The sequence below is a fragment of the Asanoa ferruginea genome (assembly GCF_003387075.1).
In the GTDB taxonomy this organism is placed as follows: Bacteria; Actinomycetota; Actinomycetes; order Mycobacteriales; family Micromonosporaceae; genus Asanoa; species Asanoa ferruginea.
In genome coordinates, this window is record NZ_QUMQ01000001.1 from 1,664,219 (window position 1) to 1,686,974 (window position 22,756).

20 protein-coding genes and 1 tRNA gene are annotated in these 22,756 nt (G+C 71.4%); 7 read left to right on the forward strand and 14 right to left on the reverse strand.

What is annotated here, in order from left to right; translation table 11 throughout:
• The first annotated feature begins 26 nt into the window (after positions 1-26).
• From DFJ67_RS08140 to DFJ67_RS08150, 3 genes are read left to right on the forward strand one after another with little or no spacing between them, the layout of a single operon-like run.
• Positions 27-2,024 (forward strand): MFS transporter, encoded by a 1,998-nt coding sequence (locus DFJ67_RS08140; RefSeq protein WP_116067314.1) that lies wholly within the window; start codon positions 27-29, stop codon positions 2,022-2,024.
• On the forward strand, positions 2,021-2,647 hold the full coding sequence (locus DFJ67_RS08145; protein ID WP_116075866.1) for a futalosine hydrolase: 627 nt from the start codon (positions 2,021-2,023) through the stop codon (positions 2,645-2,647). The genes DFJ67_RS08140 and DFJ67_RS08145 overlap by 4 nt, the downstream gene beginning before the upstream one ends.
• A 4-nt stretch (positions 2,648-2,651) precedes the next feature.
• On the forward strand, positions 2,652-3,485 hold the full coding sequence (locus DFJ67_RS08150; protein ID WP_116067315.1) for a 1,4-dihydroxy-6-naphtoate synthase: 834 nt from the start codon (positions 2,652-2,654) through the stop codon (positions 3,483-3,485).
• On the opposite strand, the gene DFJ67_RS08155 is transcribed toward DFJ67_RS08150, so the two are convergent.
• Together DFJ67_RS08155 and DFJ67_RS08160 are read right to left on the reverse strand one after the other, a co-directional pair.
• The gene (locus tag DFJ67_RS08155; RefSeq protein WP_116067316.1) at positions 3,446-3,832 is read right to left on the reverse strand and encodes a cold-shock protein; all 387 of its coding nucleotides are present in this window, start codon (positions 3,830-3,832) and stop codon (positions 3,446-3,448) included. The genes DFJ67_RS08150 and DFJ67_RS08155 overlap by 40 nt on opposite strands.
• 42 nt (positions 3,833-3,874) lie before the next feature.
• Positions 3,875-4,492, reverse strand: a complete 618-nt coding sequence (locus DFJ67_RS08160) for an HAD family hydrolase (RefSeq protein ID WP_116075871.1) — start codon at positions 4,490-4,492, stop codon at positions 3,875-3,877.
• 82 nt (positions 4,493-4,574) lie between these two features.
• Between DFJ67_RS08160 and DFJ67_RS08165 the strand changes: the two genes are divergently transcribed.
• Positions 4,575-6,986: a helicase-associated domain-containing protein gene (locus DFJ67_RS08165; protein ID WP_116067317.1), complete on the forward strand. Its 2,412-nt coding sequence runs from the start codon at positions 4,575-4,577 to the stop codon at positions 6,984-6,986.
• Between the two features lie 5 nt (positions 6,987-6,991).
• On the opposite strand, the gene DFJ67_RS08170 is transcribed toward DFJ67_RS08165, so the two are convergent.
• The 4 genes from DFJ67_RS08170 to DFJ67_RS08185 form a co-directional block, all read right to left on the reverse strand.
• Entirely contained in the window at positions 6,992-8,884 is a 1,893-nt protein-coding gene (locus DFJ67_RS08170) for an FtsX-like permease family protein (protein WP_116067318.1), read from the reverse strand.
• A gap of 2 nt (positions 8,885-8,886) precedes the next feature.
• Positions 8,887-9,657, reverse strand: a complete 771-nt coding sequence (locus DFJ67_RS08175; RefSeq protein WP_170215764.1) for an ABC transporter ATP-binding protein — start codon at positions 9,655-9,657, stop codon at positions 8,887-8,889.
• A 70-nt stretch (positions 9,658-9,727) separates the two neighbouring features.
• The gene (locus DFJ67_RS08180) at positions 9,728-9,934 is read right to left on the reverse strand and encodes a hypothetical protein (RefSeq protein WP_116067319.1); all 207 of its coding nucleotides are present in this window, start codon (positions 9,932-9,934) and stop codon (positions 9,728-9,730) included.
• Between the two features lie 21 nt (positions 9,935-9,955).
• A complete protein-coding gene (locus DFJ67_RS08185) occupies positions 9,956-10,519 on the reverse strand; it encodes a L,D-transpeptidase (RefSeq protein ID WP_308442575.1) in 564 nt (187 codons plus the stop codon).
• Positions 10,520-10,930: 411 nt separating this feature from the next.
• On the opposite strand from DFJ67_RS08185, the gene DFJ67_RS08190 reads away from it, so the two are divergent.
• Positions 10,931-12,571, forward strand: coding sequence for a DNA repair helicase XPB (locus DFJ67_RS08190; RefSeq protein ID WP_116067321.1), 1,641 nt, complete (start codon positions 10,931-10,933; stop codon positions 12,569-12,571).
• A 21-nt stretch (positions 12,572-12,592) separates the two neighbouring features.
• Here the strand turns inward: DFJ67_RS08190 and ligD (DFJ67_RS08195) are convergent, their stop codons facing one another.
• Both ligD (DFJ67_RS08195) and ligD (DFJ67_RS08200) read right to left on the reverse strand, forming a co-directional pair.
• Complete coding sequence (gene ligD, locus DFJ67_RS08195) at positions 12,593-13,537, reverse strand: non-homologous end-joining DNA ligase (protein WP_116067322.1); 945 nt, start codon at positions 13,535-13,537, stop codon at positions 12,593-12,595.
• Complete coding sequence (gene ligD / locus DFJ67_RS08200) at positions 13,530-14,450, reverse strand: non-homologous end-joining DNA ligase (RefSeq protein WP_116067323.1); 921 nt, start codon at positions 14,448-14,450, stop codon at positions 13,530-13,532. The genes ligD (DFJ67_RS08195) and ligD (DFJ67_RS08200) overlap by 8 nt, the downstream gene beginning before the upstream one ends.
• 130 nt (positions 14,451-14,580) lie before the next feature.
• Here ligD (DFJ67_RS08200) and ku point away from each other — a divergent pair, with 130 nt between their 5' ends.
• Positions 14,581-15,552 carry a non-homologous end joining protein Ku gene (gene ku, locus DFJ67_RS08205; protein ID WP_116067324.1) on the forward strand — a complete coding sequence of 324 codons (972 nt, stop codon included), beginning with the start codon at positions 14,581-14,583 and terminating at the stop codon, positions 15,550-15,552.
• Here ku and DFJ67_RS08210 read toward each other — a convergent pair.
• The 6 genes from DFJ67_RS08210 to DFJ67_RS08235 form a co-directional block, all read right to left on the reverse strand.
• A complete protein-coding gene (locus DFJ67_RS08210) occupies positions 15,549-16,070 on the reverse strand; it encodes a GNAT family N-acetyltransferase (protein WP_116067325.1) in 522 nt (173 codons plus the stop codon). The genes ku and DFJ67_RS08210 overlap by 4 nt on opposite strands.
• The gene (locus DFJ67_RS08215; protein WP_116067326.1) at positions 16,067-16,357 is read right to left on the reverse strand and encodes a type II toxin-antitoxin system TacA family antitoxin; all 291 of its coding nucleotides are present in this window, start codon (positions 16,355-16,357) and stop codon (positions 16,067-16,069) included. The genes DFJ67_RS08210 and DFJ67_RS08215 overlap by 4 nt, the downstream gene beginning before the upstream one ends.
• Positions 16,358-16,398: 41 nt before the next feature.
• A complete protein-coding gene (locus tag DFJ67_RS08220; protein ID WP_116067327.1) occupies positions 16,399-18,018 on the reverse strand; it encodes a fatty acid--CoA ligase in 1,620 nt (539 codons plus the stop codon).
• Between the two features lie 32 nt (positions 18,019-18,050).
• Positions 18,051-19,598 carry an MDR family MFS transporter gene (locus DFJ67_RS08225; protein ID WP_239097488.1) on the reverse strand — a complete coding sequence of 516 codons (1,548 nt, stop codon included), beginning with the start codon at positions 19,596-19,598 and terminating at the stop codon, positions 18,051-18,053.
• A 161-nt stretch (positions 19,599-19,759) separates the two neighbouring features.
• Positions 19,760-20,233: an Hsp20/alpha crystallin family protein gene (locus DFJ67_RS08230; protein WP_116067329.1), complete on the reverse strand. Its 474-nt coding sequence runs from the start codon at positions 20,231-20,233 to the stop codon at positions 19,760-19,762.
• A gap of 42 nt (positions 20,234-20,275) precedes the next feature.
• A tRNA-Thr gene (locus DFJ67_RS08235) sits at positions 20,276-20,352 on the reverse strand.
• Between the two features lie 16 nt (positions 20,353-20,368).
• Here DFJ67_RS08235 and DFJ67_RS08240 point away from each other — a divergent pair.
• On the forward strand, positions 20,369-22,234 hold the full coding sequence (locus DFJ67_RS08240) for a metallophosphoesterase family protein (protein WP_409362964.1): 1,866 nt from the start codon (positions 20,369-20,371) through the stop codon (positions 22,232-22,234).
• Positions 22,235-22,756 lie beyond the last annotated feature (522 nt).

The following is a 22,756-nucleotide window of genomic DNA, read 5'->3' on the forward strand; positions in this document are numbered from 1 at the left end:
ACAGCGGGATGGGAGAGGATGGCTCCATGCCGTTGATACGTCGCACCGGGTCGACGCTCGGCCGCCTCATCGGCACGACCTTCAAGGGCGGCCGCCTGGTCAGCCGGGGTGTGCGGCGCGGCGTCGGCACGGCCCGGTCGAAGGGCGCCCGCGGCGAAACCGGCATGATGCGCCTGTTCGACCTGCATGCCGCTTCCTGTGCCGGCGACACCCTGATCACCATCGGGCTCGCCGGCACGATCTTCTTCGACGTGCCGCTCGGCGAGGCGCGCACCAAGGTCGCGCTCTACCTGTTCATCACGATGGTCCCGTTCGCGCTGCTGGCCCCGGTGGTCGGCCCGCTGCTCGACCATTTCCGGCACGGCCGCCGCTGGGCGCTGGCGGCGACGTTCCTCGGCCGGGCGTTCCTGGTCTGGGCGATCGCCGACAACTTCCACTCGTTCGCGCTCTACCCGGCGGCGTTCGGGGTGCTGGCCCTGTCCCGGGCCTACGGCGTGGCCAGATCGGCGGCCGTGCCCCGGCTCTTGCCCGAGGGCCTCGGGCTGTCCCAGGCGGGCGCTCGAGCGAGCATCTACGGCACCGTCGCGGGCGCGATCGCGGCCCCCATCGGCGTCGGCGCCTTCGCGATCGGCCCGGCCTGGCCGCTGCGGATCGCCGCGGTGATCTTCATCGTCGGCATGGTGATCTCGCTCCGGCTGCCACCCCGGGCCGACTCCGACCCGCCGGAGACCGTGCCCCGGCCGATAGCGGCCATCTTCGGGGCGTTCGGCCGCAACGGCGACCGGCCACTGTCCGGCCGCCTGGTGATCGCGACCCTGGTCGGCAGCGCCTCGCTCCGCGCGTTCTACGGCTTCCTGCTGCTCTTCCTGGCGTTCGCGGTCAAGGGCGGCTATCTCGACACCACGCTCTTCGGCCGCACTTTCAGCGACGCGATCGCGCTCAGCATCATGGGTGGCGCGCTGGGCGTCGGCACCTTCCTGGCCACGGCGGTCGGCACCCGGTTGCAGATCCACCGGCCGGTGGCGCTCCAGTCCAGCGGTCTGATCATCACCGCGGGCGTGGCGGTGCTGACCACGATCGAGTTCTCACTCGGGATGGTCGCGCTGCTCTGCCTGGTCACCGCGACCATGAGCGGCATCGCCAAGCTGTCCAACGACGCGACAATCCAGGAACGCGTCCCGGAACGGATGCGGGCCAGTGCCTTCGCACACTCCGAGACGGTGCTGATGTTGGCGTTCGTGGCCGGCGGTGGGCTCGGGCTGATCCCGGTCAGCGGCCGGCTCGGCATCGGCCTGCTCTCGGGCCTCATCGCCCTGGCCGCGCTGCGGGCGGTGCTGGTCGCCGGCAAGCTCCGCAAGGAACGCTTACACGGCCGGTTCGACGTGGGCGACACGCCAGACGAGCCCGCCACGACGATCGACGCCGCGTCGCGCCGGGGCGCCGACGCGGGCCGGTCACCCGGCGCCTCCCGGTCGGCGGCAGACGCCGGCCGCTCAACCGACACGACCGGGCCACGCGCGGACGCCGGGCGGACCCACGACACGGTCCGGCCAGGCGGCGACGCCGGCCGCTCTCCCGACGCGGCCTGGCCACGCGCGGACGCCGGGCGGACCCATGACACGGTCCGGCCAGGCGGCGACGCCGGCCGCTCTCCCGACACGGCCTCGCTACGCGCGGACGCCGGGCGGACCCACGACACGGTCCGGCCAGGCGGCGACGCCGCCCGGCGACCCGCCGACGCGTCCCGGGCGCCCGGCGACCGATCCGCGGGGCCTCGTCCACGCCAGGCCGGCGAACCGGCGGCCACAGCCGAGCTTCCGCGGGCCGGACGCCGGTGGTGGCGGCGGTCGAAGGACGACGAAACGAAGCGCACGCTGCCCATGCCCGCGGTGGACCCCGCCGACGACGGTGGCACGCAGCAGACCGCGGTCGCGCCGCCCGGCTACCACGTCTACCGGCCCAGCGTTCCGGTCGATGGCCCCGGCGAAGACCCGTGGCGCGACACCGCCGGCCCACCGGCATGACGCTGCTCGTGGTGACGGCCGTCCAGCCCGAGGCCGACGCGGTCCGGGCCGGGCTCGACGACCGGCTCACCGTGACCGCCGTCGGCGTCGGTCCCGCCGCGGCCGCCGCCGGCACCGCCCGGCTGCTGGCGCTGGCGGAGGCGGGCGGTCGCCCGTACACCGGCGTGGTCTTCCTGGGTATTGGCGGCGGTTTCGCCGGGCGTGTCGAGATCGGCGGCATCGCGATCGCGACCCGCAGCATCGCCGCCGATCTGGGCGCGGAGAGCCCCGACGGCTTCCTGCCGATCGACGAACTCGGCTTCGGCACGGCCCGGGTCGACGCCGACGCCGGCCTGGTCGCGACCCTGCGCGCGGCGCTGCCGGACGCGGCCCTCGGCACCGTGCTGACCGTGAGCACCGTCACGGGCACGGCAGCCTCGACGACAAAGCTCACCGCCCGGTTCCCCGACGCGGTGGCCGAGGGGATGGAGGGCTACGGCGTGGGCTGCGCCGCCGCCGGCCTCCCGTTCGCCGAGGTCAGAACGATTTCCAACGTGGTCGGTCCGCGCGACCGGGCGGCCTGGCGGATCCCGGCGGCGCTGGCCGCCCTCACCAAGGCCGCGGGGGCACTGGGGTTAGCGTGAGGGCATGGCGCTCTCGCTGGCTTTCTCGCCGTGCCCCAACGACACGTTCGTGTTCCACGCCCTCGCACACGGGCTGGTGCCCGGCGCGCCGCCGGTCGAGGTGACCTTCGCCGACGTCGACGTGACCAACACGGCCGCCGAGAAGGGCGCGTTCGACCTGGTCAAGGTGAGTTACGCGGCGCTGCCCTGGCTGCTCGACGACTACGAGTTGCTGCCCTGCGGCGGCGCGCTCGGCCGGGGCTGCGGCCCGCTGGTGCTGACCCGGCCGGACGGCCCGCGCGACCTCGACGGTGCCCGGGTCGCGGTGCCGGGCGACCGCACCACCGCCTACCTGCTGTTCCGGCTCTGGGCGCAGGGGCAGCAGCCGGCGGTCATCGACGTGGTGCCGTTCCACGAGATCATGCCGGCGGTCGCGGCGGGCCGCTACGACGCCGGTCTGGTGATCCACGAGGCCCGGTTCACCTACCAGCGGCACGGCCTGACCTCGCTGGTCGACCTCGGCGAATGGTGGGAGGGCGACACCGGGCTGCCGATCCCGCTCGGCGCGATCCTGGCCAAGCGCGGCACCGTCGACCCGGCGGAGGCGACCGCCTGGGTGCGCGAGTCGGTGCGCCGCGCCTGGGCCGACCCGGCGGCCAGCCGCGACTACGTGCTCGCGCACGCGCAGGAGATGGAGCAGTCAGTCGTCGACCAGCACATCGGCCTCTACGTCAACGAGTTCACCGAAGACCTGGGCGAGGAGGGCCGCAAGGCGATCGACGCCCTCCTCGGCCGAGCCGCCGCAGCCGGGCTCGTGCCTCAGATCTCGAACTCGCGCGCCACCGCGTGGATGAGCTGAGCGACCTGCTGCGCGGTCTTCTTGTCGGGGAACCGGCCCCGTTGGAGGTCGGGCTGGACCCGGGCCTCCAGCACCTTGATCATGTCTTCGACCATGCCGTGCAGCTCGTCGGCGGGCCGGCGGCGCAGCTCTGACATCGACGGCGGCGCCTCGATCAGCTTGACGCCGAGCGCCTGCGCGCCCTTGCGGCTGTCGACCACGCCGAACTCGATCCGCTGGCCACCTTTGAGGTCGGTGACGCCGTCGGGTAGCGCGCCCTTGGGCAGGAAGACGTCGCCACCCTCGTCACTGGTGACGAACCCGTATCCCTTGGTCGCGTCGAACCACTTCACTCGACCGGTCGGCACTGCAACCTCACTGAATCTCGTCCTGCTGTGGACTTGTTGACCTCACAAGGCTAGCCGGACCAACCCAGGAAGCGCCGCCGAGAATTCCCGGAGATCGGGCAGAACCAGCCGGGCGCCCGCGTCCCGCAGTTCGTCGGCCGAGCACGGGCCGGTGGTGACGCCGACGCCCGGCACGCCGGCGGTGCGCGCCGCGACCATGTCGGCGACGTGGTCACCGACGTAGAGACCGCAGCCGTGCTCGGTCAGCGCGGTCGCCTTGCCCTCGGCGAACAGGTCACCGGCGACCGCGTCGGCGGTGATGCCGAGGTGCTTGAGGTGCAACTCGGCCAGGCGGCCCAATTTTGACGTGACGACCACCACACGGCCGCCGAGCGCGCGGACCGCCTCGAGCGCCTCGCGGGCACCGGGCAGCAGCACGGTCGGCGTGATCGCGTAGTCGACGTAGATCTCGCGGTAGGTGATCACCGCGGCCTCGATCTCCTCGGGCGGGAACCAGTGGGCCAACTCGGCCCGCAACGGCGGTCCGAGGCGGGAAATCGCGGCCTGTTCGTCTACATAGGTGCCGGTGACCGCGGTCAGCTGCCGGAAGGCGGCGGCGATCCCGGGGCGGGTGTCGGCCAGGGTCATGTCGAAGTCGAAGCCGACGGCCAGCGAGGTGATCACGCGGCCGATGGTCGCACACGCGGGGCGGATGGTCGCTCGCACTCGGGATGGGTGGCCGGCCGTATAGCGTGGGTAGACGATGACCACCATGCTCGTCGACCACCTCCGGTCGCTCCCAGACGAGGCGCTCGCGGCGTTGCTGCGCATGCGTCCGGATCTGGTCGTCCCCGTGCCGTCCGACCTGTCCGCCCTGGCACTGCGTGCCCAGTCGCGGATGTCGATCGCCCGGGTCCTCGACGGCTTCGACCGGTTCACCCTGGAGATCCTCGACGCGGCCCGGCTCAGCCGTGGCCAGTCCGCGACCACCAGCCTGGAGTCGATCTTCGCGCTAACCACGGCCGCCGACCACGAGGCCACCCGCGCGGCCATCGGCCGGCTTCGCGCCCGGTTTGTCCTCTACGGCCCGGAGCACGACCTGTCCGTGGCGGCCGGTGTCGACGAGGTCTCCAGCCCCTACCCGGCCGGTCTCGGGCGGCCCGCCGCCCTGCTCGACGCCGCCGCCGCCGAGCTGGTCGCCGACCCGGCCCGACTGCGGCGCACGGTGCTCGCGGCACCCCCGCCGGCGCGGGCGGTGCTCGACCGGCTCGCGGCCGGCCCGCCGGTCGGCACCCTGGCCGGTGGTGGCGACGCCGGTTCGCCCGTCCGCTGGCTGGTCGACAACGACCTGCTGGTGGCCGTGCCCAGCGGCGGTTTCGAGCTGCCCCGCGAGGTCGGCCTGCTGCTGCGCCGCGACACCGGCCCGCTCGGGCCCGTGCACCCGGCGCCACCCGGGCTCGACGCGGCCGCCCGAGAGCCCAAGGCCGTCGACTCCGCCGGCGCCGGCCAGGCGATGGACGCGGTCCGGCACACCGAGTCGCTGCTGACCGCCCTGGAGGCCGAGCCCGCGACCGTGCTGCGCTCCGGCGGCCTCGGCGTCCGCGAGCTGCGCCGGCTGGCCCGCGCGGCCGGGCTCGAGGAGACCGCCGCGGCGACCCTGCTGGAAGCCGCCTACGCCGCGGGCCTGGCCGGCGAGGCCGAGGCACACGCCGCACCGGTCGGCCGCCCGGCACCGGAGACCCAGGTGCTGCCCACGGCCCGCTTCGACGCCTGGCGGGCCTCGTCGATCGCCCGCCGCTGGACCGACCTCGCGGCCGCCTGGTTGACCATGACCCGCCAGCCGGGCCTGGTCGGTCAGCGCGACGAGCGGGACCGCCCGATCACCGTGCTCGCGCCCGAGGTCGAGCGTTCCGGCGCACCGGCCACCCGGCGCACGGTGCTGGCCATCCTCGGCGGCCAGCCGCCCGGCACCGCGCCCACCCCCGACGAGCTGCTCGCGCTGCTCGACTGGGAGGCGCCGCGGCGCACCCGCGGCCGGGAGAACATCTATCGCGAGGTGCTCACCGAGGCCGCGCTGCTCGGCGTCACCGGGCTCGGTGCGCTGACCGTGCAGGGCCGGGCCCTGCTCGCCGACGACGCCGCTGAGCTCGGCCACGACCAGCGGGCCGCCGCCGACCCGCTCGGCACCCGCCCCGAGGGCCTACGCGCACCCGACGACCCGCCGAGCACGATCAAGGTGCTCGACGCCCTGCTGCCGGCCCCGGTCGACCACTTCCTGCTCCAGGCCGACCTGAGCGTGGTCGTCCCCGGGCCGCCCGAGCCCGAGCTAGCGGCCGAGCTCGACGTCGTCGCCGAGCCCGAGTCCGCCGGCGGCGCGAGCGTCTACCGGGTGACGCCCGACGCGGTCCGGCACGCGCTCGACACCGGCTACGCGGCCGACGACCTGCACGCGCTGTTCCGCCGTCGCTCGCGCACCCCGGTGCCGCAGGCGCTCACCTACCTGATCGACGACGTGGCCCGCCGGCACGGTGGCCTGCGGGTCGGCAGCACCGGCTCCTACCTGCGCAGCGAAGACGAGGCGCTGGTCGCCGAGGTGCTCGCCGACCGCCGGCTGGCCGGCCTGACGCTGCGCAAGCTGGCACCGACCGTGCTGGTCACCCCGCTGGCCAGCGGCCGGCTGCTCCAGGAGTTGCGCGACGCCGGTTACGCGCCGGTGCCCGAAGACGCCAGCGGTGTGACGGTCCGCGGCCGCGTCCGGGTCCGCCGCGCCCCGGCCCGCACCAACGGGCTGGCCCGGCTCGGCGCGGCCGGCGCCGTCGACGCGATCGCCGCGGTGCAGCTCACCCAGCCGCGGCTGCTCGGCATCGTCGAGCAGATCCGGCGGGGTGACGCGGCGGCAAGGGCGTCGCGGCGGGCGCCGGCGGCGGTGCGACCCGGCAGCGGCACCGGCCCGGTCCCGGTGCAGACGCACACCCAGGCGCTGGCCGTGCTCCAGCAGGCGATCCGCGACAAGGCGCTGGTCTGGGTCGGCTACGTCGACGCGCACGGCTCGACGACGTCGCGCCTGGTTCGCCCGGTCTCGATCGGCGCCGGCTATCTGCGCGCCGAAGACGAACGCACCGAGATGCTGCACACCTTCGCCCTGCATCGGATCAGCGCCGCCGTCCTCGACTGAAATTCCTATTCACGAGCGGCAACCAACCGGATCGCGGGGGTACGCGTGGCGGAGAGCGTGGTCAGCACGCTGGCCGTCGCCACCACGATCACCGCGACCGCGACCACGGCGCCGCCCAGCGCCCACGGCACGCTGGCGACGCTGATCCCGATCATGTCGCGCACGGCGGCGGCCATCCCGGCCAGCGTGCCGGCCGCGGCCAGGATGCCGAGCAGCACGCCGATCGCGACCACGCCCAGCGACTCCGCGAGCGCAGCGCCGACCACCTGGCCTCGGGTCAGGCCGGTGACCCGGGCAGCGGCGAACTCGCCCCGGCGGTCCGACGCGGCGATCACGACGGCGTTGACCATCGCGATCAGCGTGTAGACCATCGCCATGCCCATCAGCGCGATCATGATGTTGGTGCTCATCTGCTGCTGGTCGTCGGTGTAGGCGTCGACCCACTGCGCGGTGGTCATCACCTGCCCGAGCCCGGCGAGCGCGGTGGCGGCCGCGGCCGGATCGGCGGCGCGGATGACGTACTGCCGCGGGCCGTCGCGCCGCAGGTCGGACGGCAAGAGGATGTAGGGGCCGGAAACCGTCTCCGGCAGCAGCGCGACCACCCGCAACTGCTCCGGGCCACCGTCCAGGTGCACCGGCATCAGGTCGCCGACCCGCCAGCCGCCACTCTCGCTCGGGCTGACCGCGACCGACGCTCCGCGCAGGTCGGCGAGGTTACCGGCGGTGACCGCCATCCGGTGGGTCGCGGCGTAACCGACGGGGTCGACGGCGAGGCCGGTCGTCCCTTCGTATTCCAAGCCGCCGTCGCCGTCATCGGCGCCGAGGTCGAAGCTGACCTGCGACTCCTCGGAGACGGCTGCGACGCCGGGCACCGCGGCCACCTGGTCGCGGGCCGGCCGGTCGGTGCTGAGCACCAGGTCGGCGTTCAGGTCGCGGCTGATCTCCTGGCGCCCGGCCTCGGTCATCGTCCCGGTGGTGCCGGCCATTCCGACGACAAAGGCGACCAGCACCATGATCGGCGCCGCGGTCGACGCGCTGCGTCGGACGCCGGTGCGCAGGTTGGCGTGCGCGAGCACACCCAGCCGGCCCCGGAAGAGCAGCCCGAACGGCGCCGCCACCAGCGGCACGATCAGCGGTGCGAACGCCGCGAACGCGGTCACCAGGGTGAACGACGAGCAGATGGACAGCGGGAGGGCAGCCTCACCGCCGACCGAAGCGACCAGGATCAGCATCGCGATGCTGCCGGCGAGGAAGAGCAGGCCGAACACCCAGCGGGAGGCGGTCATCACCCGGGCCGCCGCGCCGACCTCGCGGAGCGCCTCGAGCGGGCGCACCTTGCTGGCCCGCCGGGAGGCCGCCAGCACACCCACGACGGCGACACCGATGCCGACGCCGAAGGAGACACCGAGGATCCACTGCCGCCACTGGCCGGTGAAGCCTGCCGGCACGAAGCCGAACGAGTCGAGCATCGCGCCCTGCAGGCGCATCACCGGCACGCCGAGCAGCGCACCGAAGGCGGACCCGAGGACGCCCAGCAACAGCGCCTCACCCACCAGCAGCGTCCGGATCTGGCCGCGGGCCGCGCCGGTCATGCGGAGCAGCGCCAGGTCGCGGCGGCGCTGCGCCACGGTGAACGCGAACGTCGAGCTGACCACGAACACGGCGACGAAGACGGCCAGGCCGAGCGTCATGCCGAGCAGGGAGATGGCGCCGACGTACCCGTCGCGGATCGCCCTTTCCTGCTCCGGCGGTAGGCCCGGCGGCACCTTGGCGGTCGCCGCCGACACCAGGGTGAGCAACGACGACTGCACCAGCGCCACACCGAGGCAGACGCTGAGGATCGCGCCGACGAATACCGGCCAGCGGTCCCGGAACGTGCTCCACGACATCCGCAGCATGGCTATTCCTCCCAGCGGGCGAGCCGGTCGGCGACGAGCCGGACGGTCGGCCGGTCGAGCCGGTCGACCACTCGCCCGTCGCCGAGGAAGACCACCCGGTCGGCGGCCGCGGCGGCGGCCGGGTCGTGGGTGACCATGACGATCGTCTGGCCGCTCGTGTCGACCATCCCGCGCAGCATCCGCAGCACCGTGCGGGCCGACTTGGTGTCGAGGGCGCCGGTCGGCTCGTCGGCGAAGAGCACGGCGGGCCGGGTGACCATCGCGCGAGCGATCGCCACCCGCTGCTGCTGGCCGCCGGAGAGCTCACCGGGGCGGTGCCGCACCCGGTCGGCCAGGCCCACCGAGGCGAGCACCTCGCGGACCACCTTGCGGGGTGGCCGCTGCCCGGCGAGCCGCAGCGGCATCGCCACGTTCTGCTCGGCGGTGAGCGAACCGATCAGGTTGAAGCTCTGGAAGACGAAGCCCAGCACGGTACGGCGCAGCCGGGTCAACTCGGCGTCGGAAGCGTCGGTGATGTCCTGCCCGGCGACCACCACCCGGCCGGAGCTGACCCGTTCGAGCCCGGCGGCGCAGTGCAGCAGCGTCGACTTACCGGAGCCGGACGGGCCCATCACCGCCGTCCACGAGCCGGCCGGAAACCCGACGTCCACATTGTCTAGTGCGCGCACGGCCGCGGTACGCGTGCCGTACACCCGGGTCACCCCGTGTAGCTCGACCGCCGATGGGGTCGTTTCCGGCGCGTTCAGCGGCCGGTGCGTCGCCTGCGTCTCCACTCGTATATTGCAGCCGTTGCGGCCCGCGAGATCAGTAACGCCAACGGGCCTCTTGGGGGTAGGGCTGGCCTCAGCCCCGGGCCCGGCGGATGCCGCCGACGATCGAGACGAACAGCAGGGCGGCGAAACCGGTGCCGACGGACTCGCCGACCGAGGCGACGAAACCCTGCCGCTGCACCAGCCAGCCATAGAGGAACCAGCCGACCAGAAACGCGCCCAGCAGCGCGTAGGCGGCGACGGTCAGCCGCGAGACCGGTGCGGATTCATCGACGTCCATGCCATCCAGCGTCGCACACCGTCACGTTCCTGGGCGACGCCCGTACACGTGGACCGGGGTGCCGACCTTGCCAAGGCTCCACAGCTTCCGCGCGTCGGCGGGCAACAGGTTGACGCAGCCGTGCGACCCGATCGCGCCGTTGTGGATGTAGGTGGTCGTCTCGTGGAAGCCGATCCCGTTGATGAAGTGCTGCCAGTAGGGCAGCCACACCTTGTAGGGGTTGGACCACTCTTTGATGTTGCGGAAGTTGATCTTGTAGTTGCCGGCCGGCGTCTGGAACCCGCCGGCCATGCCGGTGCGGGTCACGGTCGGGCCGAGGATCACCTTGCCGTCGCGGATGGCCAGCACGGTCTGGTTGGTCAGGTCGACGCAGAACGTCAAGCCCTTGCCGGCCTTGCACTTGCGCGGGTCGGTGGCCGCTATGCGCTTCGCCACATTGGCGGTGGTCGGCCCGGCGCGCCCCTCGGCCGGCGAGACGCCGAACCGCTGCTGGAAGTTTTTGATGGTCTTGCAGTCCTGCTCCGACTGCTTGCCGTCGATCGTGATCGGGCCGAACGAGCCGAGGTCGGCCAGGATCGCCTCCACCTCGCGCTGGTGGTCGCCGGTCGGGCACCCAAGCTGCTTGGACTGCGGCTTTGGTTTGGGTTTTTGGGTAGTTTTGCTCGGCTTCGGGGTCGCTGGGGCCGGTGGTTTCGTGGCAGTCGGGTCCGGCGGGCCGCTCGCCCCCGTTCCGACCGTCGCGCTCACCGGCACCGGATTCGCACCCGCCGCCGATGGCTGCGACGGCGCGAACGCACACGCGCCGGCACCGACCACCGTGACGATCGCGACGGCTACGAGACGCACGGTCGTTCCGCGCACACCATGCATCGAGAGGCCCTCCCCAGAGCGGTCGTCGATTGATAGACGTTCGAGAGCCCCGGACGGTTGCGGATCGCCTCACGTTTTCTTCCGTGCAACACTGGAGGGTCGCCTTCCGGACCCTGGAGTGCCCGCGTGAACAACGGCCCGCTGATCGTCCAGTCCGACAAGACCCTGCTGCTAGAGGTGGATCACCCAGACGCGGTCGCCTGCCGGATGGCCATCGCACCCTTCGCCGAACTCGAACGCTCACCCGAACACGTGCACACCTACCGGCTGACCCCGCTCGGCCTGTGGAACGCGCGCGCCGCCGGCCACGATGCCGAGAGCGTGGTCGACGCGTTGATCAAGTTCTCCCGTTACCCGGTGCCACACGCGCTGCTGGTCGACGTCGCCGACACGATGGACCGCTACGGGCGGCTGCAACTGGTCAACCACCCCACCCACGGGCTGACGCTGCGCGCCACCGACCGGATGGTGCTGATCGAGGTCGCCAAGAGCAAGAAGCTCGCCGGGATGCTCGGCGCCAAGATCGACGACGACACCATCGTGGTCCACCCCTCCGAGCGCGGCCGGCTCAAGCAGGCCCTCCTCAAGCTCGGCTGGCCGGCCGAAGACCTGGCCGGTTACGTCGACGGCGAGGCCCACGAGATCGACCTCGCGCAAGACGGCTGGCACCTGCGCTCCTACCAGACCGAGGCCGTCCAGTCGTTCTGGGCCGGCGGCTCCGGCGTGGTGGTGCTCCCCTGCGGCGCCGGCAAGACGCTGGTCGGCGCGGCGGCGATGGCCGAGGCCAAGGCGACCACGCTGATCCTGGTGACCAACACGGTCGCCGGCCGGCAGTGGAAGCGCGAGTTGATCGCCCGCACCTCGCTGACCGAGGAGGAGATCGGCGAATACTCCGGCGAGCGCAAGGAGATCCGGCCGGTCACCATCGCTACCTACCAGGTGCTGACCACCCGGCGAAACGGATCGTTCGCCCACCTCGACCTGTTCGGGGCGCGCGACTGGGGCCTGGTGATCTACGACGAGGTGCACCTGCTGCCGGCGCCGATCTTCCGGTTCACCGCCGACCTCCAGGCCCGCCGCCGGCTCGGCCTGACCGCGACGCTGGTCCGCGAAGACGGCCGCGAGGGCGACGTGTTCTCGCTGATCGGGCCGAAGCGCTACGACGCGCCGTGGAAAGACATCGAGGCGCAGGGCTGGATCGCGCCCGCCGAGTGCATCGAGGTGCGGGTCACCCTCACCGACGAAGAGCGGATGGCGTACGCGACGGCCGAGACCGACGAGCGCTACCGGGCGGCGGCGACCGCACGCACCAAGCTGCCCGTCGTGCGGGCCCTGGTCGACAAGCACAAGGGCGACCAGATCCTGGTGATCGGCGCCTACATCGACCAGCTACACCAGATCGGCGACTATCTCGACGCGCCGATCGTGCAGGGCGCCACCACCAACAAGGAGCGCGAGCGGCTCTTCGAGGCGTTCCGCACCGGCGAGATCCCCACCCTGGTCATCTCCAAGGTCGGCAACTTCTCGATCGACCTGCCCGAGGCGGCGGTGGCGATCCAGGTGTCCGGCACCTTCGGCTCCCGCCAGGAGGAGGCGCAGCGGCTCGGCCGGGTGCTGCGCCCGAAGGCCGACGGGCGGCAGGCACACTTCTACACCGTGGTGTCGCGGGACACGATCGACACCGAATACGCCGCACACCGGCAGCGATTCCTGGCCGAGCAGGGGTACGCGTACACCATCGTCGACGCCGACGACGTCTTGGCCTAGGCCCAGTTATGAAACAGGGCCTTAACGACCGACGCGAGGGCCGACCGCGGGTGGGCTGTTCGGGACCTTGGGGCCCTTCTCCAGCAGGGGGGCCATCAGGTCGCCGAACTCCGCCACGCGGTCGAGCACCTCGCCGGCCGTAAACTGCCGCACCGCGCCGTCTTCGACCTCGTCCCAGGTCAGCGGCGTGGAGACGGTGGGCGTCGGCTGGGCCCGCAGCGAATAGGCCGCGACCGTGGTCTTGGCCGCCGCGTTCTGGCTCCAGTCGATGAACACCTTGCCGGGGCGCAGGTTCTTGGCCATCTTCGAGGTGATCAGGCGCGGGTGTGCCTTCTCCAGTTCTTCGGCGACCACCTTCGCGTACCCGGTGACGATTTCGGCGGGTTGGGTTCCGGCGATCGGGCAGCAGAGCTGCATGCCCTTCTTGCCGGAGGTCTTCGGGTAGCTGTCGATGCCGTCGGCGGCCAGCCGCTCCCGCAACAGCGCGGCGACCGCGGCGCACTCAGGCAGCCCGGCCGGCGCTCCCGGGTCGAGGTCGACCACCATCAGGTCGGGCTTGGGCTCCTTGCTCCGGCCGATCCGCCACTGTGGAGTGTGCAGTTCCAGGCCGGCCATGTTGGCCACCCAGACCAGCGTAGGCAGGTCGTCGCAGACGACGAAGTCGATGGTCTCCCGGCCCTGGCTGGACCCGGGCGTCGGCAACTCCTTGAGCCGCACCCACTTCGGCGTGCCACCGGGCGCGTTCTTCTCGAAGAACGACGGCCCGTCGACGCCGTTGGGGTAGCGGATCCGGGTCAGCGGCCGGTCGCGCAGGTGCGGCAACAGGATCGGGCCGACCTGGGTGTAGTAGTGGATCACCTCGCCCTTGGTGAACCCGGCGGCCGGGTAGAGCACCTTGTCCAGGTTGGACAGCTCCACCTCCTGGCCCTCGACCTCCACCCGGATGCGGGTCGGCTGCTTAACCATCGGTCACGTCCTCCGGCGTCATGTCGGGCCGCAGCCGCAGGAACCGCGGGAACCGCAGGCGTCCGTCAGGCGTTCGCTGGCCATATCTCACTTCGAGCACAATGTCGGGCTTTACCCAGATGGCGCCGCGGGCATCCTCCCGGGGCACCGACTGGTCGCCGGTGACGAACGGGCTGCCCGGCACGACCAGCGGCTCGAGCACCTTGAGCAGCGCCCGCTCCGCCGCGGCGCTGATGCCGCCGCCGACCCGGCCACGGAAGGCCAGGCCCGCGTCGGTGGGCGCGCCGACCAGCAGCCCACCGATCTTGCGGACGCCGGGGCGCCAGCCGCCGATCACGAACTCGGCGGTGCTCTCCAACTTGACCTTGACCCAGTCGGGGGTACGGACTCCGACCCGGTAGAGCGAGCCGGCGCGCTTGGCGACCACGCCTTCGAGCTGGTATTCCTCCGCCGCCGCCAGGGTCGCCTCGCCGTCGGTGAAGGTCGGCGGCACCTGCCAGTGCGACGCGCCGAGCCCGAGCCCGTCGAGAGCGGCCCGCCGCTCGGCCAGCGGGCGGCCGGTCAGGTCTTCTCCACCGAGCCGGAGCAGGTCGAAGATCATGTAGGTGACCGGGAGGGTGGCCGCGAGCCGGGCCGCCCGGGCCTTGTCGCGGACATGCATCCGCTCGGCGAGTTGGGTGAACGACGGCACGCCCTTGGCGTCGAAAACCACGACCTCGCCATCGAAGAGTGCGTCGTCGGTCACGTCGCGAAGCCCGGTCAGCTCGGGATAAGCGGCGGTGATCTCCGCACCGGAACGCGCCCATAAGCGCCGCTCGCCGCGGGAAATATCGGCAATCGCGCGTACGCCGTCCCATTTGAACTCGTAAATCCAGCCGGCGCCGGACGGCAGCTCACCCGTGCTGGCCAGCATCGGTCTGATCGGCACGCTCCCAGCGTAGGTGCCTCGCACGCTGGTAAGTAGCCCGTAACGGTGCGAGCATGGTCGGTGTCCGGGCTGCTATCGGGCGGCGGGGGTTTTCGGGCAGCACGATGGGAGCGTCATGCGCGCAATCTGGAAGGGCGCCGTTTCGTTCGGCTTGGTGTCGATCGCGGTTCGGCTCTATTCGGCGACCGAGGAAAAGGACATCCGGTTCCACCAGGTGCACCGGGAAGACGGCGGCCGCATCCGTTACAAGCGCACCTGCTCGGTCTGCGGCGAAGAGGTCACCTACGACGACATCGCCAAGGGCTACGACATCGGCGGCGGCGAGATGGTCATCCTGAGCGATGAGGACTTCGCCGAGCTGCCGCTTTCCACCTCTCGGGCGATCGACGTGCTGGAGTTCGTGCCCGCTGAGCAGGTCGACCCGATCCTCTACAACAAGGCCTACTTCATGGAGCCCGAGGGCACGGCCACCAAGCCCTACGTGCTGCTCCGCGACGCCCTGCGCGACTCCGACCGGGTGGCGATCGTCAAGGTCGCCCTGCGCCAGCGGGAGCAGTTGGCGACGCTGCGCGTCCGCGACGGCGTGCTGCTGCTCAACACGATGTTGTGGCCCGACGAGATCCGCAAGGCCGACTTCGGCTTCCTCGACGAAGACATCTCGGTGCGGCCGCCCGAGCTCGCGATGGCCAGCTCCTTGATCGACTCGATGGCCGGCGACTTCGTGCCCGACGCGTTCACCGACGACTACCGGGCCGCGCTCCAGGAGGTCATCGACGCCAAGGTCGAGGGCCGCGAGATCGTCCAGCCGGAGGAGCAGGAAGAGGCCCCGTCCGCGGCGGTCGACCTGATGGCGGCGCTGAAGGCATCGGTCGAACGCGCCCGCGCCGCCCGCGGCGAGGCACCGGCCGACTCCGACGAGGGCGAGGCCCGCCCGGCGACGCCGATCACGTCGGCGAAGAAGGCGGCCAAGAAGGCCGAGCCGGCGGCGAAGAAGGCCGCACCCGCGAAGAAGACGGCGGCGGCGAAGAAGGCCGAGCCCGCCGCGAAGAAGGCCCCGGCCAAGAAGACAACCCGCAAGTCGGCCTAGGGCGCGACGGCGCGGCGGAGGTCTTTGATCAGTAGGAACAGGTGCATCGGGTCGGTGGGGCTGGGCTCGAACTTGGCCAGGGTCAGGTAGAAGTCGCGAGCCGACTCAGACTCGCAGTGGATCAGCAGCGCGCGGACGCCGATAACTTCGGCGGCGCCCGCGACCCGGCGGAGGGCGTCGACGACCAGCGCTCGGCCGAGGCCAACCCCCTGCACCGTCTTGTCGACGCCGAGCCGGGTGAGGATCACGACGGGCTGGTAGTAGCGACCCGCGCCCTGCATCATCCGCCGGGAGGCGGACGCCGGTGCGACGCTGCCAGCCGCCAACGCGTAGAAGCCGACAACCCGATCTTCGTCGTCGTCGACGCCGCGCACGACGTAGACCCGGGACAGGCCAGCCCGGTGGGCCTGGAGGGCGTGGTCGACCAGCCACTCCGACTGCGCGGCCGAGCCGCAGTCGAAGCCGTCAAGGGCGTGTGCCGGCGACAGCGACTCGACCGCGGCGAACCGGAAGCTCACGTGCCGTCTCCGGACCGGTCCGGGTCGAGCACGGTCGGCGCCGTCAGCAGGTCGCGCAGGCCGGAGACCTCGGCAGCGGGCCGGTCAAGGGCCTCGTCGAAGGCGCGCCAGGCATCGTCATCGAGCACGAAGACGCGCCGGTCGGCGAGGACGCTGGCCGCCGCGTCGGTGGCAGCCGTCAGCACGAACGTCGAAACCGTCGAACCCGTGGCCTCGCTCGCGGCCTCGAGCAGAGCCTTCTGCTCGGGGTCGAGACGTAGGTGCAGCCGCTCAGCCTTCGCACTCATGGTCCGAGCGTACGCACAACGTACGCCACCGGCAACCGCGTTCAGGCGAGCGTGTGCACCTCCAGGGTGCCGCCGGCGTAGTCGGAGCGGACTCGCTTCTTGTCGAACTTGCCGACCGAGGTCTTGGGGACTTCCTGGATGAAGCTCCATCGTTCCGGGAGCTGCCACTTCGGCAGCCGCTCGCCCAGGAACGCGCGCAGTTCGTCGGCGGTCGCGGTGGTGCCCTCGCGGAGCACCACGGTCGCCAGCGGGCGTTCGTCCCAGCGCTCGTCGGGCACGCCGACCACGCAGGCCTCGAGCACCGCCGGGTGGGCCATCAGCACGTTTTCCAGCTCGACCGACGAGATCCATTCGCCGCCCGACTTGATCACGTCTTTGGCTCGGTCGGTCAGGGTCAGGAAGCCGTTGGCCGAGAGGGTGCCGACGTCGCCGGTGCGCAGCCAGCCGTCGCGGAACTTCTCCGGGTCGGGCTCTTCCTCGCCCAGGTAGTGGGCGGTCACCCAGGGGCCGCGGACCTCGAGTTCGCCGACCGACTCGCCGTCGGCGGGGACCTGCTCGCCGAGCGGGCCGATGATCCGCGCCTGGACGCCGGCCGGGAAGCGGCCCTGGGTGTAGCGGTAGGCCCATTCCTCGTCGCCGGTCACGCCGGCCGGCGGGCGGGACACCGAGCCCAGCGGGGACATCTCGGTCATCCCCCAGGCGTGCACGATCTGCACGTCGTGCCGCTCCTTGTAGGCGTTCATCAGCGCCGGCGGGCAGGCCGAGCCCCCGACGATCGCCTCGCGCAGCGCGGAGCCGGGCTGGATGTGGTCGAGCGCGTCGTTCCAGATGGTCGGGACGGCGCCGGCCTTGGTCGGTTGCAGCGCCGCGATCATCTGCGCGATCGGCGCCCCCTGCAGGAAGCGGTCGGGCATGACCAGCGACGCGCCCGACATGAACGCGGCGAACGGGATGCCCCACGACATGGCGTGGAACATCGGGACGATCGCGAGCTCGCGGTCGGTCGAGCTGAGGCCGAAGGCCTCCGGCATGCAGACCTCCATCGAATGCAGCCAGATCGACCGGTGCGAGTAGGCGACGCCCTTCGGGTTGCCGGTGGTGCCCGACGTGTAGCAGAGCGCGGCCGCGTCGCGCTCGTCGACCTCGGGCCAGTCGAAGGTGGTCGGCTTGCCGGCGAGCAGGTCGTCCCAGTGGTGCACGGTGACCCGCCCGAGCAGCGGCGCCGGGTCGCCGCCCCCGACGACCACGACGTGCTCGACGGTGCTCATCTGCGGCAACACCTTGGCCAGCAACGGGATCAACGTCGAGTCGACGAGGACCACGCGGTCTTGCGCGTGGTTGGCGATGAACGCCACCTGGTCGGGGAACAGCCGGATGTTGAGCGTGTGCAGCACGGCACCCATGCTCGGCACCGCGAAGTAGGCGACCAGGTGCTCGTTGTTGTTCCACATGAACGTCGCGACCCGCTGGTCGCCGGTCACGCCGAGGTCGTCGCGAAGCGCATGGGCCAGTTGTGCGGCCGTCGCGCCGACCTCGGCGTAGGTCATCCGCCGTGGCTCGGCCCCGGTCCAGGTCACCACCTCCGACGCGCCGTGCACGGTCGCGCCGTGATCGAGGATCCGGGAGACAAGGAGCGGGGCGTCCATCATCGTGCTGCGCATACCAACAACTTAGTGTCGCAGCTCACATCCGACTAGATGAGCGACTCCGCCTTGGCTTCCATCTCGGCCGCGGTCGGCGGCTGGCCGGCCGGGCCGCCGCGCAGCTCCCGGTCGGGAAGCAGCACCGTGACCACCACCGCGACGATCGCGATCAGGCCGGCGACCAGGAACACGGTGTGCAGCGAGTCGACGAACGACACCTGGATCGCGTTGCGGACCGCGTCCGGCAGCGCCAGGATCTTCGACGGTTCGTTGATCGAGATGGTGCCGGTGCCGAGGGTCCCCTGCACCGACGCGGTCTGCTCCGGGGTGAGCCCGCGGAGCGAGTCCGGCACCCGGAGGGCCGTCTCGGTGGCCAGCCGGCTGCTCAGCACCGCGCCGAGGATCGCCACGCCGAACGAGCCGCCGAGCGAGCGGAAGAACGTGACGGCGCTCGTACCCGCGCCCAGGTCCTTCATCTCGACCGCGTTCTGCACCGCCATGATCAGCGACTGCATCGACAGGCCGAGGCCGATGCCGATCAGCACCATGTAGCAGAACGCGACGCCGAGCGAGCTGTCCACCTGGAGTTGGGTGAAGAGCAGGATGCCGAGGCCGAGCAGCACCGAGCCGGCGACCGGGAACCACTTGTAGCGGCCGATCCGGCTCATCGCCCGGCCGGTGAGCACCGACGTCACGATCACGCCGGCCATCATCGGCAGCATCAGCAGGCCGCTCTTGGTCGGCGACGCGCCCTTGACGATCTGGAGGTAGAGCGGGATGAAGATGATCGACCCGAACATCACCAGGCCGAGGATGAAGCCCGCGCCGTTGGCCAGGGCGAACGTCGGCCGGCGGAACAGGCGCAGCGGCAGGATCGGCTCCGACGCCCGGCTCTCCTGGACGAGGAACAACACGGTGAACACGGCGCCGATCGCGAACAGGCCGAGGATCGTGCCGGAGGTCCACGCGTACTCGGAACCGCCCCAGCTCAGGGCCAGCAGCAGCGCGCTGACGCCGATCACCAGCAGGCCGGCGCCCAGCCAGTCGATCTTGTGCTCGCGCTTGTGGAACGGGATCAACCGCATCACCCGGTACGCGACGATGATGGCCACGATCGCCAGCGGCACGTTGATGTAGAAGATCCAGCGCCAGTTGGTCTCGGCGAAGTAGCCACCGACCAGCGGGCCGGCGACCGACGCGACACCGAAGACAGCACCGAAGAGGCCCTGGTAGCGACCGCGCTCCCGGGGCGAGACCACGTCCGAGATGATCGTGAACGCGAGCGTCATCAGGCCGCCGGCGCCGATGCCCTGGATGCCGCGGGTGAAGATCAGCTCGGTCATGTTCTGCGACAGGCCGGCCAGCAGCGAGCCGACCAGGAACGTGCCGATCGAGAACAGGAAGACCGGGCGGCGCCCGATCAGGTCGGAGATCTTGCCGTAGAGCGGGGTCGACGCCGTCGACGCCAGCAGGTAGGCCGTGACCACCCACGAGTAGTGGTTGATCCCGCCGAGCTCGCCGACGATGGTCGGCAGCGCGGTTCCCACGATCGTCTGGTCGAGGGCCGCGAGCAGCATGCCGAGCATGAGGCCCGACATGAGTAGCAGGATCTGGCGATGGCTTAACTGGGGGCGGGCGGGGGTGTCGGTGCTCATTGCGCAAGTGTTCTGCTGAACTACCTGCATCTGCCAGCGAATGTGCAGCGCACCACTGCCGGACCCCCTGGTCAGCCGGGATCAGGAGACACGTGCCACTTTGATCACGGCGTCGCGTCGGGGCTGTGCATCTCCCGGTCAGCGGCCGGATCGGAGTGCGTCGGCCGGCCGCCCTCGATCGTGTTGCGCCCACCGGACCCGAGGACGATCGTTCGCCGCCCGCCGCGCACGACCCGGGGCAGCGTCGCGGTCAGCAGCCCGTGATCCATGACGGCGTCCACCCGGTCGGGGTCGACGTCGGCCGGCAGCGCCACCCGGTATTCGAACGCCCGCTCCGCACCGGCCTCGGGCTCGGTCCGGGCGCGGATGACGACCTCGCGCACATCGACGTCGAGCGCCACTTCCTCGGGCGCCACGCCGGGCAGCCGCGCGGTGATCGTGAAGGCTTCGTCGGTCTGGTCCAGGTCGATGTTGTTCAACGCGGCACGACCGAAGCCGGACCCGACGAGCCGGCCGAGTTCGGCCCGGAGAGACTGGAGTTCTGCGAAGGGGTCCCAGCGCCGTTCGGGTGCGTTCATAGGGTTATCGCTACCCACGGCGGGGTTGGCAAAACTTGGTTTTGGAGCCGCCTCCGAGAATCGAACTCGGGACCTACGCATTACGAGTGCGTCGCTCTGACCGACTGAGCTAAGGCGGCGTGCCCACCGCCGGGCGTGCCCGTGGTACGGCCCGCCCAGCATACGACACAGGGTCGGGTGTCACGCCACCGGTCAGACTCCCGATCGACGGCTGTCCGTCGCCCGGCGGCCGGGACTAGGCTCCCGCACGTGACGGATGATGCCACCGTGTCGCCCCCCGTCGAGCGCCTCCCGCAGTCTGAGGCCACGCCCACCCGGCGACCCCGCCCGCGCACGATGAACCCGATCGAGCTCGGCTTCAACCCCCGCCCGCCGGTGCCGTGGCTCGGACCGCTGCTGCTGTTGAGCACCGGCGTGCGTACCCTCCTGGCCATTCTCTTCGGCGCTTATCTCGACAAGCGCGAACTCCAGAACGCGCTGCCCGGCGACGTGATCGAGGAGCCCGGAACCGACGGCGAGCTGTGGCTCGACTACGTGGCCGACCTGGGCGACGGCTTCAACTCCACCTACTCGATCGCCTACCTGCTGGCCCAGCCCGAGCTCGAGCTCGACGGCCAAACACTGCCGCGCGGCCAGATGCTGGTGATGGGCGGCGACCAGGTCTATCCGACGGCGAGCGCGCCGGCCTACGAAGACCGGTGCAAGGGCCCCTACACCGCGGCGCTGCCGTGCTCGCCGGATTCCACGCCGCAGCCGACGCTCTACGCGGTGCCCGGCAACCACGACTGGTATGACGGCCTGACCGCGTTCCTGCGCCTGTTCGCCCGGCAGCGGGACGCGTCGCTCGGCGGCTGGCGTACCAAACAGGCTCGTTCCTATTTTGCCGTGCGACTGCCGGCCGACTGGTGGCTGCTGGCGCTCGACGAGCAGTTCGGCGCCTACGTCGACGACCCGCAGCTCAACTATTTCGAGGCGGCGGCCCGCCAGTTCGGCCCCGACAGCAAGGTCATCCTGGCGGTGCCGGAGCCGTCGTGGGTCAAGGCGACCACCGAGCACCCCGACGCCTACGGTGCGGTCGACTACTTCATCCGCACGATCATCGCGCCGACCGGAGCCCGGGTCCGCCTCATGCTCTCCGGCGACCTGCACCACTACGCGCGCTATTCGGGCGTCGACCGCGAGCTGGTCACCTGCGGCGGTGGCGGCGCCTACATGTATCCCACCCATCAGTTGCCGCCCGAGATCACCGTGCCGCCGACGGACACCCTGTCGAGGCGGTCCAGCCAGTCACGCCCGTTCCAGCTGACGGCGACCTACCCCGACGCGCCGACCTCGCGCCGCCTGGGTTGGGGCATCTTCGGCCGGCTCCCGACCCGCAACGCGGGCTTCACGACGCTGCTCGGCGGCGTGCAAACGCTGCTGATGCTGGCGATGGCGGGGATAGCGACCCAGCAGCGCAACGAGACCGGCCTGCGCCTGTTCAGCATCCCGCTGGTCAGCATGCTGGTGATCACCCTGCTCGCGACAGTCTTCTTCGCCAAGCCACCAACGGCGACCGGCAAACGCTCCTGGCGCCACGCAATCCTGGGCGTCGGTCATGGGTTGGGACAAATCGGCCTGGCCGCGCTAGGCACCTGGGTCTGGCTGATGACCCCGATCCCGGACTGGCCGTGGCCGCTGTCCCTGATCGGCGCGCTGGCCGTCTACTGGCCGGTATCCGGCCTGATCGGCTCCCAGTTGGTAGCGCTCTACCTGCTCATCGCCAGCCGCTTCGGTGTCAACATCAACGAGCTCTACGCCGGCCAGGGCATCGACGACGTCAAAAGCTTCCTGCGCCTGCACATCGCGGCCGACGGGGCGCTGACGGTCTACCCGTTCGCGGTCGACCGCATCTGCCGCGAGTGGCGCACCAACCCAACCGCTCCCGACGACCGGCCTTGGCTGGAGCCCGCGCAAAACCTCGTCTACCGCCCCGCCGACGAACCCTTCGTCCTCCGCTAGGCCAAATTCACATTCATGGCTCGGGTTCGCGGTGGGCGCGACCGTCGCTCCCGCCAGAGCCCGCTCCGCTTCGCTCCGCTGCGGCGTCCGCCGCCGGTCGCCCTCACCCCAAAGCCCGACCTACCGCCGACGGGTCGGGTATGCCTTTCGCGGCGTACATGTTTTGGCATGTGCGTACATGCCAAAACATGTACGCCCGAACAGACACCCGCCGCGCCGGCAGGCATGCCCGCATCGACGATGCGTAAGGCCGGACCGCCACCGTCGACCGTGCCCGACACCAGTCAGCCCCGCGCGTGCCGAGCGGACACCGTTAGCGGCCAGACCGCAGGCCAGAGGCCGCAAACTGGCGGCGGCAAGACGGAAGCCGCGAACTGGCGGCCGCAGGCCAGAGACCACGAACTGGCGGCCGCAAGACGGAAGCCGCGAACTGGCGGCCGCAGGCCAGAGACCGCGAACTGGCGGCCGCAGGCCAGAGACCGCGAACCGGCGGCCGCAAAGCGGAAGCCGCGCACTAGCGGC

Excerpts from the sequence above, each read along its gene's own strand:
- ligD (WP_116067323.1), bottom strand. The coding sequence starts at position 14,450 with ATGCTGGCCAGCACGGGTGAGCTGCCGTCCGGCGCCGGCTGGATTTAC.
- DFJ67_RS08165 (WP_116067317.1), top strand. The coding sequence starts at position 4,575 with ATGACCACCATGCTCGTCGACCACCTCCGGTCGCTCCCAGACGAGGCG.
- DFJ67_RS08180 (WP_116067319.1), bottom strand. The coding sequence starts at position 9,934 with ATGGACGTCGATGAATCCGCACCGGTCTCGCGGCTGACCGTCGCCGCC.
- DFJ67_RS08145 (WP_116075866.1), top strand. The coding sequence starts at position 2,021 with ATGACGCTGCTCGTGGTGACGGCCGTCCAGCCCGAGGCCGACGCGGTC.
- DFJ67_RS08150 (WP_116067315.1), top strand. The coding sequence starts at position 2,652 with ATGGCGCTCTCGCTGGCTTTCTCGCCGTGCCCCAACGACACGTTCGTG.
- ligD (WP_116067322.1), bottom strand. The coding sequence starts at position 13,537 with ATGGTTAAGCAGCCGACCCGCATCCGGGTGGAGGTCGAGGGCCAGGAG.
- DFJ67_RS08220 (WP_116067327.1), bottom strand. The coding sequence starts at position 18,018 with ATGCGCAGCACGATGATGGACGCCCCGCTCCTTGTCTCCCGGATCCTC.
- DFJ67_RS08170 (WP_116067318.1), bottom strand. The coding sequence starts at position 8,884 with ATGCTGCGGATGTCGTGGAGCACGTTCCGGGACCGCTGGCCGGTATTC.
- DFJ67_RS08215 (WP_116067326.1), bottom strand. The coding sequence starts at position 16,357 with ATGAGTGCGAAGGCTGAGCGGCTGCACCTACGTCTCGACCCCGAGCAG.
- DFJ67_RS08225 (WP_239097488.1), bottom strand. The coding sequence starts at position 19,598 with ATGTCGGGCCTCATGCTCGGCATGCTGCTCGCGGCCCTCGACCAGACG.
- ku (WP_116067324.1), top strand. The coding sequence starts at position 14,581 with ATGCGCGCAATCTGGAAGGGCGCCGTTTCGTTCGGCTTGGTGTCGATC.
- DFJ67_RS08140 (WP_116067314.1), top strand. The coding sequence starts at position 27 with ATGCCGTTGATACGTCGCACCGGGTCGACGCTCGGCCGCCTCATCGGC.
- DFJ67_RS08230 (WP_116067329.1), bottom strand. The coding sequence starts at position 20,233 with ATGAACGCACCCGAACGGCGCTGGGACCCCTTCGCAGAACTCCAGTCT.